Origin of the sequence: Pedobacter nototheniae (genome assembly GCF_004335085.1) — a bacterium.
In the GTDB taxonomy this organism is placed as follows: Bacteria; Bacteroidota; Bacteroidia; order Sphingobacteriales; family Sphingobacteriaceae; genus Pedobacter; species Pedobacter nototheniae.
Map to the genome: position 1 here is coordinate 106066 of NZ_RQRS01000008.1, position 12771 is coordinate 118836.

At 34.0% G+C, this 12771-nt stretch carries 12 protein-coding genes; 3 read left to right on the top strand and 9 right to left on the bottom strand.

Translation table 11 applies throughout. The annotated features are described in order from the left end of the window. The first annotated feature begins 2 nt into the window (after positions 1-2). Entirely contained in the window at positions 3-326 is a 324-nt protein-coding gene (locus EHC72_RS09045) for a helix-turn-helix domain-containing protein (protein WP_131537360.1), read from the top strand. Between the two features lie 49 nt (positions 327-375). Here EHC72_RS09045 and EHC72_RS09050 read toward each other — a convergent pair whose 3' ends face one another. From EHC72_RS09050 to EHC72_RS09070, 5 genes are all read right to left on the bottom strand, one after another. Next, complete coding sequence (locus EHC72_RS09050) at positions 376-1494, bottom strand: GNAT family N-acetyltransferase (protein WP_131537361.1); 1119 nt, start codon at positions 1492-1494, stop codon at positions 376-378. Between the two features lie 69 nt (positions 1495-1563). Next, entirely contained in the window at positions 1564-1758 is a 195-nt protein-coding gene (locus EHC72_RS09055) for a hypothetical protein (RefSeq protein WP_131537362.1), read from the bottom strand. A gap of 88 nt (positions 1759-1846) precedes the next feature. Further along, complete coding sequence (scpB, locus tag EHC72_RS09060; RefSeq protein WP_131537363.1) at positions 1847-2413, bottom strand: SMC-Scp complex subunit ScpB; 567 nt, start codon at positions 2411-2413, stop codon at positions 1847-1849. A gap of 251 nt (positions 2414-2664) precedes the next feature. Beyond that, complete coding sequence (locus tag EHC72_RS09065; protein WP_131537364.1) at positions 2665-5649, bottom strand: ligand-binding sensor domain-containing protein; 2985 nt, start codon at positions 5647-5649, stop codon at positions 2665-2667. Between the two features lie 10 nt (positions 5650-5659). Next, positions 5660-6442: a LytR/AlgR family response regulator transcription factor gene (locus EHC72_RS09070; RefSeq protein ID WP_131537365.1), complete on the bottom strand. Its 783-nt coding sequence runs from the start codon at positions 6440-6442 to the stop codon at positions 5660-5662. A gap of 206 nt (positions 6443-6648) precedes the next feature. Here EHC72_RS09070 and EHC72_RS09075 point away from each other — a divergent pair, with 206 nt between their 5' ends. Both EHC72_RS09075 and EHC72_RS09080 read left to right on the top strand, forming a co-directional pair. Then, positions 6649-7374: a ferritin-like domain-containing protein gene (locus EHC72_RS09075; RefSeq protein WP_131537366.1), complete on the top strand. Its 726-nt coding sequence runs from the start codon at positions 6649-6651 to the stop codon at positions 7372-7374. A 20-nt stretch (positions 7375-7394) separates the two neighbouring features. Next, positions 7395-8255 (top strand): ferritin-like domain-containing protein, encoded by an 861-nt coding sequence (locus EHC72_RS09080; protein WP_131537367.1) that lies wholly within the window; start codon positions 7395-7397, stop codon positions 8253-8255. A gap of 252 nt (positions 8256-8507) precedes the next feature. Here EHC72_RS09080 and EHC72_RS09085 read toward each other — a convergent pair whose 3' ends face one another. From EHC72_RS09085 to EHC72_RS09100, 4 genes are all read right to left on the bottom strand, one after another. Next, positions 8508-9632: a CofH family radical SAM protein gene (locus tag EHC72_RS09085; protein ID WP_131537368.1), complete on the bottom strand. Its 1125-nt coding sequence runs from the start codon at positions 9630-9632 to the stop codon at positions 8508-8510. 123 nt (positions 9633-9755) lie between these two features. Beyond that, positions 9756-10751, bottom strand: a complete 996-nt coding sequence (locus EHC72_RS09090) for a hypothetical protein (protein WP_131537369.1) — start codon at positions 10749-10751, stop codon at positions 9756-9758. A 28-nt stretch (positions 10752-10779) separates the two neighbouring features. Next, positions 10780-11889 (bottom strand): hypothetical protein, encoded by a 1110-nt coding sequence (locus EHC72_RS09095; protein WP_131537370.1) that lies wholly within the window; start codon positions 11887-11889, stop codon positions 10780-10782. A 24-nt stretch (positions 11890-11913) separates the two neighbouring features. Continuing rightward, positions 11914-12624: a hypothetical protein gene (locus EHC72_RS09100; RefSeq protein ID WP_131537371.1), complete on the bottom strand. Its 711-nt coding sequence runs from the start codon at positions 12622-12624 to the stop codon at positions 11914-11916. Positions 12625-12771: the final 147 nt, after the last annotated feature.

Here is a 12771-nt window from a genome sequence, read left to right on the forward strand (position 1 = left end):
AAATGAATAGCATTGGAGAAAATATTAAGCAAAGCAGAATTGCACTTGGATTAAGCCAGGCTGATGCTGCAAAACAGCTTAATATTTCTACACCAGGTTTTTGTAAAATCGAAACCGGTCAAACCGATTTAAATGTTTCCAGATTACTTCAAATTTCTAAAACATTTAAGGTTTCCGTTGGAGAATTGCTTTCTGGTAAACAGGAAGAATCAGATTCATTTTCAGAAGAAATTAGTGCTTTAAAAGCGGCACTTCTTGCAAAAGAAGAAGAGATCAATAAACTCAGAAAAAAGGTTATTGATCTCTATGATAAATTAGGGATTTAAATTTTTCGTTATCCTAAATATAAGTCATGATTTTCTATTCGAAATGGGTTTAAAAAACCTTTCTCATGGTTAAATGTTTTTTGCCAAATGTTGCACCAGTTGCTTTATGGATGGCAATCATTTGCTCATTAAAATCACCAACCCAGCTTAATTCAAGCTCTTTATATTGATTTTTAGGCAGTACATATTCTCCTAATTGGATAAACAAAACAGATTCTAAACCATGTTTCTGAAATTTTGGTTTAGTACCCATAACAATTGCCCGCATTCTGGTTACGCCAACCCAGCGTCTGTAAGCAAATTTTAACTTTTCTACAAGACCGAGCTTACCATTAAAACCTTTAATCATTTGATTGGCATCAGGAATAAGGACCACAAATGAAGCTGGTTCGCCATTAAAATAGGCAAATTGAATTAAATGTTCATCCATAATAGGCTCCATGCTTTTAAAGCTTTCTTGCAATGTTTCCTTTTTTATAGGAACGAAATTTTCAAAATCTTGCCAGCCATCATTATATATTTCCATTAGATCGGAAATATACTTGTCAGCATTTTTCTTGTTAAAATATTCAAAAGTATAACCTGGTTTTTTTCTTACCCAATTGGCAATTTTTGTAAAACGCTCCGGAAAAGGAATCGTTAGATTAATGTGATTGGTAAGCTGTTCATATTCTGTTTTAAAGCCATAATTTTCGAATAGATTTCGGTAATAAGGAAAATTATAGTTCATTCCGAAAGATGGCGGTGTAAAACCTTCTACCAGCAAACCCCAAAAGCTATCATTCTCTCCAAAGTTAATTGGGCCATCCATAGCTTTCATTCCGTTTTCTATTAACCAAGCTTTTGCTGTATCAAAAAGTAGGGTAGAAGCCTTTAAATCATTTATACATTCAAAAAAACCAATACCACCAGTTGGCTGCTCATAGTTAAAAGCCTTTTTCTCGTTAATAAATGCAGCAATTCGCCCAATTAAGTTTCCTGAATCGTCCTTTAAAACCCATCTGGTACATTTGCCGTATTTAAAAAACGGATTTTTATCTGGGTTAAAAACGTTTTCAATTTCAGAATCCAAAGGACAAATCCAGTTCTTATCGTTTTTATAAAGTATTTTGGCAGTATTTAGAAAGTCTTTTTTTAAAGAAGGGGAAGTTACAGATATAATTTGCATGGGCAGATTTAAAAAATAAAAAGCATCCTGCCTTTTGGCGGATGCTTTTCAAATATATATTTTTAAATATTAATAATCGTCGTCGTCGTCATCAAAATTGTCGAAGTTATCAAGATCGTCCAATGGAAGATCAAAATCGTCTTCATCATCGTCCTGAGGTTTCTTTTTCGTTGTTTGAACCTCATCATCATCTTCTAATTCATCTTGATCATCTACCTGTTTTTTGGTAGTTGGTTTTGCCGGGGATTTCTTTGGGGTTTTCATTACACAAAAATAAAAATTGCTTTTATAGTTTAAAAATACAAAAAAACTTTTTTTAATAACAATCTGTATGCAAACAAATTAAAATATTTTATTCAATTGTTTCTCCAACTGTATTTTCCTCTTTTGAGATATCTTTTAGCTGTGGTAGTTGAGTTAAATTGTTTAATCCAAAATAATCCATAAATAAAGTACTGGTGCTGTATAATATCGGGCGACCAGGAGTTTCGGCCTTGCCATTAATGCTAATCAACTCTTTTTCCAATAATCTTTGAACGGAGTAGTCAGAATTTACACCTCTTATTTGTTCAATTTCTAGTTTTGTAATGGGTTGGCGGTAAGCAATTATGGCTAATGTTTCCATTGCAGCCTGACTTAATTTTTTCTTTGAACGGTGGAGTTGAAGTTGGTTTACTGTTTCGTGGTAGATTTTTTTCGTTAAAAACTGATAACCGTTATTAAGATGGATAAGTTCCATAGCATAATCATCCTGTGCATAACGATCTTTGATGACTTGTAAATTTTCTTCAATTATTTTTTCATCAAAAGATTGTTCGAATACGGCGCTAAGGGCAGCGGCAATTTCTTGTACACTAATACTTTGTACGGATGAAAAAATAAGGGCTTCGATGTGCCTGATGAGGTTGGTTTGGGGCATATACAAAAATATAATTTTTGGGCATAAAAAAAGCGGTCTCGCTTTTTAAAAACAAGACCGCTTTCAACACACAAATGAAACCTGAATTAAGATATAGTTTTAGGTTAGGTTGTTAAATATCTATATCAATTCTATAAGAACGTTTTGATAAACACTATCGTTTATTTCTAAGACAAGTTTAAGGCTAAAGCTTCAATCTTTAAGCTTCTATTTAGTGAGTGGTATTAATAATTGAGTAAACGGTAAAAAATCTATTTTAACGGTATAGAAATGAATACGGTTGTACCATTTACTGCATTTTGCTTAACAGTTAAGTGTATAGGTTTTGCTCCAATCTGACCTAAAAGGTTTAATCTTTCTTGAGTTAGCTGCATTCCTTTACTAATGTGAGATTCTTTTTTACTTTTTAAGGAGTTATCTATTCCAATTCCATCATCAATAATTTCAATATTTAAATGTGTTTCGTTTTCAAGCTGCATTTTAATATGAATTTTACCTCCGGTTTCCTTTGGCATAATACCATGCCATATTGCATTTTCTACATATGGTTGTAAAAGCATGGAGGGAACAAAAGTTTCTTCCAGTTCAATTTCTGGATCAATAATAAAAGCGTATTGCAATTTATCACCAAAACGATTTTTCTCCAACTTTAGGTATAAATTTAAGTATTCTAGCTCTTCCTCTAACGAAATATAGCTTTTTGTACAAATCTCCAGGTTCTTTCTAATTAAGCGGGCAAATCCAGTTAAAACCTTGTTAGCCGACGCGGTATTCTGTGTATTGATATAATGCTGAATGGAATTCATCACATTAAATACAAAATGCGGATTCATCATGGCTTGTAATGCTTGCTGCTCGAGCATTAAAATTTTGTTTTTTAACCGCAATTGCTCTTGTTCCTTATCTTTTTGCTTACGTGTAATGTAAACGGCAATTTTGTAAAAAATATAGCCCACCAGGAGAATTAAAAGGGATAAAAACCAAAGGCTTTGCCAAAAGTGTTTTTTAATGCTGAAGGCGATTTTTGCTGATGGACCCCAGTTGCTGTTCTGGCTTTTTGCACTTACTTCAAAAACGTAATCGCCGGGTTGTAATGAAGAAAAATCAAGCCGCCTGATTCTAGTCTCCACCCAATTTGAATTTTCATTAAGTCTGTAGCGATAAGTAATGTCACTCGTTGTAAAATCAACGGCGCTGAAAGTAAAAAGAATCGTATTGTTTCCGGTTTCAAAAGTGAAATTGGTTTTATTCAGCGGTAATCGCTCTTTATCTTTAATAATAGAAGTTACATAAACCTTTGGCAAATTGCGGCTAATGCTGCTATTGTTGTATTTAAACAAGATTAAACCTCGGTTTGTACCAAAGTAAGCCGTGCTATCATCAATATATAAACTGTTGATATCATCGCTTAATAAATCCTTTCCATAATCGAAATTAAGTACTGTAGGTTCGTTTGGATAATTTGCTATTTTATTAACTCCTTTGCTGGTAAGTACCCAAATTTCGTTGTTTTTTACGAAAACCTTTTTACATACATTACTAGTTAAACCATCATTTTGGGTAATTAAACGTGTTATTTTATTGTTTTTATAAAAAATTAATCCGTAACCATCTGTCGCCAAAATAAGGCTACCATCCTCCAGCTGCTGTATGTCATTTATTCGCTTGGTTAACAGTAGATTCTTTTCATAATGTTTAATTAACTTTCCGTTAGAAAACTGGGATAATCCGCTAATATTTGAAAACCATAAATTACCTTCTCTATCATAAAATGCGTGATAGGAGCGATCTTTAAAAAAATCTTCCTTCTCTTTATATTTTAAGGAGTTAAATTCAAGTTTCTTAATTCTATCAGATAAAAATACTACACCAGAAGATAGTGCCAATGCCAAATGATTATCTTTTTCGCTTAAACTAAAGTGTTTAACCACAAACATGGAGTTGTTTACTTCCTTTAAATAACTTACATCATCATAGGTATTGTAAATGTTCTTAAAAACACCCATGCCGTAATCAGAAGCGAAATAAATAGATTGATTTTTAGGATCGTATGTGATCTGTTTAACCACCCGATACTTTTTGAAATCAGTTAATCCAATTTCCTGAACGTTATAATTGCTAATATTTAAAACATCTACAACGGCATCATCGGTACCTAGCCAAAGTCTATTTTTAGCATCTTTGGTAATACTTTTAATTACGTTGCTACTGAGGCCAGATTCTGCATCAATAATAGATAAGCGAGCGTTTGCATTAGGCAACATATAAATGCCCTGATTAGTAGCAAACCACATATTTTGGTTGCTATCCTTTATAGCTTGGTTAACCGAAATATCCTGTAAATACTGAATTGTTTTCCCACTTTGGTTCATTGCGAGTACGCCGTTGGCATTGGCCAACCAAACCTCTTTAGCAATTCTATCGTAGTAAAAGTAGCCGGATACATTCTTAATCAAGTTTTGGGGTACATTAATTAAGGATTGCACATTTCCGTTTTTAAGCTCCTTTACACCGCCCTGATCTAAATAAACCAATGTTTGCCCAGGCATATTGCAGGCACTCATATAGGAAAGTGGCTGAACGCTGGAGTTAATCAGATTAAAGTTTTTGCCATCAAATTTTTGAACATTTAAATCACTGTAGGAAAAAATATTTCCCTTTTCATCTTCGTGTATAAATGTATTGGTAAACTGATTGTTGGCATGGGGTGAAACAAATTTTTTTATGGATTTACCGTCCCAAAGGGCAATTAAATTGGAGTTTGTACCCAGCCATATCCGACCGAGTTTATCTTCTAAAAAGGAAACAACAACTGTATTAAAGCTAAGTTCTTTTAGTAGTTTATTGTTATCTCTATTATAAAATTTACCATCCTGAAAGTAACTCAATTGGCCATTTAAAGCTAAAAACCAAAGTCTACCTTCTCTGTCTTCCCTAATTTGAAGAATCTGAGTATCAGGCAGGCCATCTTCAATAGTAAAATTTTGAAAATTGGTACCGTCAAAGCGGCTCAATCCACCGTCGGTAGCAATCCATATAAAGCCTTTTTTATCTTGTAAAATATAGTAGCAATTGTTGCTTGCTAAACCATTTTTAGAAGTATAATGTGGTAAGTAAGTGGTTTGGGCAAAGGTTTTTGAAGAATAAAAAACAATAGAAATTAATATCCAGCAAAAGAGTATGGCAATTTTGAATCCCGTATTAACTTTAATATTTAACGGTAAAATACTAGCCATTTTTATTGGATTAATGATCGTTATTGGATTTTGTAAAGAGCTTAATTTTTTCAAAGAAATCGCTCGCCCTTCTTCGGGAAACATTTATACTATCACCATTTTTTAAAAAAGCCTGCAAGCCATTTTTAGAATTATATTCTTTTAGGTGATTTAAGTTTATAATGCTTGATTTATGGATTCGCACAAATTGATCGGAGGGAAGTAACTCTTCAAACTCTCGTAACACTTTTGAAACCGCGATTTTATCGTGATTATTTAAATGAAAAACAGAATAATTACTATCGGCTTCAATATAAATAATATCATCAATATCAATCATTTTAAAGCCTTGACCGTGAGGTAAAGTCAGTTTTCTTATTTCTGATTTGCTATTTAAACTGGAAGCAAGATTACTAATTCTTTCGTCTGTATCGTTATTCTGATACAATTTTAAGTGTTGAGCAACCTTATCAACGGCAATCTTAAGCTCATCAATATCAATAGGTTTTAAAAGGTAATCCAATGCATTGGCTTTTATTGCTTTAAGCGCATATTGATCGTATGCGGTTGTAAAAATAACGGCAGCATTATGTTTTTGCGCATCAGGAATCAATTCAAATCCATTACCCCCTGGCATTGCAATATCCAAAAAAATTAAGTTAATAGGATGATGCGCCAAAATTTCTTTTGCTTCGGCTACAGAGCGAGCAATGCCAGTAATTTCTACATCAGGGCAATTTTGTTGAAGTAAGAAAAAAAGTGATGATCGGGCAAACTCCTCATCATCAACAATAATGGCTTTTAATACGGTCATAATTCAAGGTTTGTGAATGTATTAAAATCGATTTATAAAAAAAAATGTAATTATAGAAAACTGACGGCAGAAATGTCACGTATATATCACCAAACGAAATCAAAAACTCTAAACATATGGTATATGAAACTATCGTGCAGCAAGTTACAGAAATACAAAGTGTTTGCTCATTATAAATTCATAACCGCTAAAAACAATTAAGACTTATGAAAAACAATGAACTAGAAACACAGAATGAACTTCAAGACGAAAGTTTATTTAAAGCTAGACTTGGTCGTAGATCATTTCTTCAGTTTGCAGGTGCTGGCGCTGCAGGTATTGCATTAGTTGCCGCTGGTTGCCGTAAAGATAGGATGACTACTATTGCACCTGGTACGGGAGCCACATTAGATTTTAAAGATGATGTTGGTGTTTTAAATTACGCTTATGCATTGGAGCAATTAGAGGCTGCATTTTACATTCAGGTAGCATCAAACCCACCTTCAACATTTAGTGCAGCAGAAAAAGCTTACTTCCAGGATATTCAATTCCATGAGATTGCACACAGAGAATTATTTAAAAATGCTTTAGGACCTAATGCAATTGGAAGTTTAGAAGTAGATTTTTCGAGTATTACTTTTTCTGATAGAACAAGTGTTTTAGGTGCTGCCAAAGCTTTTGAAGATTTGGGTGTTGCAGCTTACAATGGGGCAGGTGTTCGTATTAAAACGGATGCATATTTGGTTTTAGCGGGTAAAATTGTTTCGGTGGAGGCTCGTCATGCCGCCTATATCCGCGATTTAATTTCTAACGGTAGTTTTGCTGATTTAAATGATCTTTCAGCTTTGGGATCTAACCCGGCAGGAGGATTGGACGGCGCTTTGTCACCTGATAAAGTATTAAATATTGCTGGTAAGTATGTGAAAACCAAAATTAACCTAATTAATTTATAACCCTCCTAAAATCAGAAAACATGAATATCTTAAATATAATTGAAGAAATTGAAAAAGTAGATGGTGAAATCTACGAAAGATTAAGCCCAAGAAGATCCGCAATGAAGGATTTTTATAACATGGGAAAAAAAATAACGCTTGCTGCTTTACCATTGGCTTTAGGCTCAATGTTTCAAAAAGCATACGGACAAACAAATCCTAGTAGCGTAAATGATGTATTAAATTTCGCCTTGGCTTTAGAATATTTAGAGTGGAACTATTATAACCACGCTTTAACGCTTGCCAATGCCACTTATATTCCAGCTGGTGCACCAAGAACGGCTATTACAACCATTCGCGACCATGAGCGTGCACACGTTGATTTGTTAAAGGGTGCTTTAAATATTACCGGAGCTGATGCTTATGTGTATGCAGATTTCGATTTTAAAGCGGGTGGTACATTTGCTGATGTTGATACCAATTACCAAACTTTTTTAAAGGTTGCAACTGCTTTTGAAGATACTGGGGTTAGAGCTTATAAAGGACAAGCACCAATTTTAAAAGGTATGCCTGTTTTAACTACAGCTTTGCAAATTCATTCGGTAGAGGCTCGTCATGCTTCACACTTACGCCAAATGGTAGCTGCTAACGTTACGGGCGCAAGTGGATTAAAACCTTGGATTGCTTACACCGCTAATGGAAATGATACTGGCGTAACTGCAGCAGATGGGGTTTATGCAGGAGAGCAAAATACAGTACAAGCCAATATCCAAATTACAGGTATTAACGGCACTTCGGTTACGCAATCGCAAGCGGCAGAATCTTTCGATGAATTTTTGACTGGTTCTGATGTTAAAAAGATCGCAAACTTATTTATTGTTGCTGGCAAGAAATTAACATAGTAATTGTAGTTAATTACGATTGATTTAGTAATGTTTGTTTAAGGTAGGGAGGCAGAATTTAGGTTCTGTTTCCCTTTTTTTATAAACTATTTTCGTTTGTACATTTTATAATCGCCCTTCAAAAGTATCGTTATCATTTTGGGTTTATTAAACTTCTATATTTTTTAAAACGGAGATTTTAAATAGAAAATTTTGTGAAGTGAAGTAGGTAATAAAAAAGGGTTCTGTTAAAATAGAACCCTTTTTGTTTTTTTAGTATGTAATTACCTGTTCTTCTAAATGCTCAGGCAAATCTCTATAATTATATTTTTGTCCGCGTAATTGGGGCTCAAAACCAGCTTGCTTAATAGATTGTTGAATACCGTTAGCTGTAAAACGGTGAGGTGCACCTGCGGCAGAAACTACATTTTCTTCAATCATAATTGAACCAAAATCGTTGGCACCTGCGTGTAAACATAATTGTGCAGTTGCTTTTCCAACCGTTAACCAACTGGCTTGGATATTTTTTACGTTTGGCAACATGATACGGCTTAAAGCAATCATACGGATATATTCATCGGCCGTAACGTTATTGCTTATACCTCTTAATCTTTTTAATAAAGTGCCGTCATCCTGAAAAGGCCATGGAATAAAGGCTAAAAATCCGTTTGCATCAGCTGGCTTTTCACTTTGTACTTGCCTAATCCAAACTAAGTGCTCAAAACGCTCTTCAATGGTTTCTACGTGGCCAAACATCATCGTTGCTGATGTGGTAATATCTAATTGGTGGGCAGCTCTCATAACATCAAGCCATTCTTGCCCGCCACATTTACCTTTGGAAATTAAACGACGAACACGATCATTTAAAATTTCTGCGCCAGCACCGGGTAAAGAATCCATTCCAGCTTCTTTTAATGCTTTTAAAACCTCTGTATGGCTTAATCCTTCTAGTTTTGCAACGTGTGCAATTTCTGGTGGGCCTAAGGCGTGTAATTTTAAATCAGGATATAATTCTTTAAGTTTTTTGAAAAGATCAGCGTAAAAAGCCAATCCTAAATCGGGGTGGTGGCCTCCTTGTAGTAAAAGTTGATCGCCGCCTAAACGGAAAGTTTCTTCAATCTTTACTTTATAAGTTTCAATATCAGTAATATAACTCTCATCGTGACCAGGTCTGCGAAAGAAATTACAGAATTTACAGTTGGCAATACAAACATTTGTGGTGTTTACATTTCTATCAATTTGCCAGGTTACTTTACCACTCGGTACTTGAATTTTTCTAAGTTCGTTAGCTACAAACATAAGCGATGCAGTATCGGCATTATGGTATAGATGCACACCTTCTTCAAGACTTAAAAACTCAAAATGTAATGCCCGTTGCAGTAAATCGGCTGTATTCATATTGCAAAAATACTAAATTGTTTATACAACAATGCTTAGTTATTATGGCAGAAAAGTAAATTTTTAACATAAAAAAGAGCGGCTGTAATTAAACAGTCGCTCTTTAACTTTATATTTTTGATTTTATTTTAAAGCTAATAAGAAACCAATGGTAAAGTTAGCATCCCAATCAAATACAAAAGTATCGCAGTTGGTTGCATCCTTTATAGCTTTATAGATATTTACACCACTTTTAATCTTTATTTTATCGGTATTGTATTTATCTGGATTATTTAAAACGGTAAATCTTTCTTCTCCTGTTCTAGTCTGTTTAGCAAGCTCAAAAGGCACACCACCGATGATGAAGCAAACTTCGCGTTTTCCTGATGGAATTTTTGAAGAAATAGATTTTACAACATTATAAACGGCATCGTCTTTTAAGTTTTTCTCGTAATATTTTGCACCTGGAGCTTCAGCAGATTTAATGTCACCATCCATCCAAGAAACTTTTGTATTACCAGAACCTATATCTACAACAAAAGAATTATCGTAGTATGAAGGAGGTAAAACGCACTTTAAAGCCAATTTGCCTTCTTGCTCTGCTGTAACCAAGTTAACAACAAAGCCCATTTTCTTTAATTCGGAAACGATAGCTGCTGTTTTAGGTTCTTTTTGTGCACCTGAACTAATTACAAAGTGAATATTTTTTGATTTAACGCCTTTATCAAACATGGCGCCTATATAATCTTTTAGGCCAGTTCTAATATCAGCTGTGCTAGCCATACCTTCGTAAACAAAAGATTTACCGAAATCTTTAGAAATAATTTCCCAACGTTTTTCTTTATCAATATTTACTACGAAAGAGTTAAAGCCTGATGCACCAACTTCAACAACACCTTTATATTCGCCATTTACAGGTTTTTCTGGTATGTAGTTAAAACTTCTTTTATCATCATTTTTGGCTGCAACAGGGGATGAGGATGATTGTTCAGTGCTGTCTTTTTTACCTCCGCCAACATTTGATACAGCATCAATTTTTCCTGATTCAAAAGCCCAGTAGCCTAAGCCAATAATTGGTATTGCAATAATAATTGCCTTTATAGGCCAGCGTAATCTTGCCCAGATTGATTTTTCTTCCATTGTGGTAAGTGTTTAATTTAAATATTGATTAGTCTAATAATGAAAATCCTTTATCTACTTTTTCTTCAGGTTTAAGCTCATAAGAAGCATCAGCCATTCTGCTTACATTAAGCATTTTAAGGTTGCGATCGTCTACTTTTTTGATAAACTCTTCTAATTCACTTTGTGATGGCGCACCGCCAACGGTAATGTTATTGTTTTGATCTAAGAAATCAAGATTTGAACGAATAGATGCTATGTTTTGGCTAATGGCACCCGTGGCTGCATTCATAGCTTCCTGGAAAGCCCATCCATCTTTAATGTTGAATACTTCTGCAAGACCTTCAGTAGCATTTTTCATTTTTTGAGTTGCTTCCAATTTTTTAGAAATGATGGAAATACTGCTATCCAATGTACTTACATAAATACGAGCAGCACTTTCATTATCTTTCAAAACCTCTAAAACCTTAGCAAACTGATTGGCATATTGTACATAGCTGCGGGCATTTTGCTCTTCAGCTTCGCCTTCCTTACCTAATAAAAATGCCTTCGTACGGGTTTCTTTGGCATCTCTGTTTAAATCGTTGGCTTTTTCGATATTATTGTTTGTGGTTTCCTGTTTTGCTTTCTCATCTAAACTTGCTGCCTCAACGGTGAAACGTTTGGCATAAGTATATTTTTCTTCAGCAGTTTTTTGTGCTGTTTCTCCGCTTTGAACCATATCAATACGAACGCCATCAACATTTGCAATTTTATCTTTTACTCTTTTTAAAGTGTCTTTTGCATCTTTTGATAATAGTTGAAGCGTTTCGATAGGGTTGCCTCTAATGATTGCTTTTTCGCCTTTAAAAATTAAAATTGTACCTAAACGGTTTAATAATGCAATAATTTTTGGCGCCAATAAAAGCAAAACAATAAGTATAATACTAAAAATAACTAATAGAATACTTTTAGCTGCATAAACCAGCATGATTGGTAAAAATTTAAAAAATGCAAATGCACCTCCTAAAATAAGCGCCCAAAAAAAGATACTTGAAATTACCTTTTTTCCTTCAGGAGTTTGTACCTGACTGGGAAGATGATCGCCCAAGACCTGAAATATAGGCAGCTGACTCTTAATTTCAGCTGGAATATTTACATACTGATTTTTGTTTTCCATTACTTGTCGTTAATTTTTAATCGTTTAATTTATGTTTGTTTCAATAATGTTTAATGCTTTTTCAATATCTGCAATTACCTCATTAACCGCTGCATTGCCTAATGCAATTTTTTGATCAATATCTTTCAGTTGCGGATCGTATTTGGCGTTTATACTTTTTAAATCTTGTTCTTTTGCTTGTAGTTTAGCTTTAAGGTCGGCAATGTTTTGTTCAATAGATTTAATTTCGTTTACCAAGCTATCTTTTTCATCAACCAAATTATTTTCTATAGTTTGCTTTTGCTGTTGTTTCTGGCTACTTTCCTGGTCTATAACCTTCTTTAATTCGGTAGCATAATTTCTACCTGTAGTAAGTAGCTTTTGTTTATTTAAATCTTTCTCTACATATTTTAATGATGTAAAAGCAGCTTTTATAGTTGTAGCATCAATACTTCCCATTTCTGCTGCAGCATTCCAAACTTCAAAAAAATCAAGTCCTGGTTCGTTCATTCTTTCTAGCATGCCCAAAACTTTTACTTTCATTTGCTTAACATCGGTAACGCCTATTACAGTAACATTTTCTTTTAGATTAACCTGTGGCTGGTTAGTTACAGGTTCGGGCGCTTTTGCATTTTCTTGAACAGGGTTTTGCCCCTTATCTTGCATGTTATCAGTTGTTTCTGCACTATCTTCGAATATTAGTTTTTTTAAGCTATTTAAAATTCCAAAAGAACTTTTTGCTGTTTCCTCGCCCATGATTAATGATTATCTGTTGCTAAAATAATAAAAATTGAATTGGTTAAGTGACAAAAACATGTTTTAATAACTTTCCATTTAAAAGAATTTAAAAAATATATGGAGAAGCCGTCATAATTTTGAAACGCTTTTTGCTAAATGAATTAT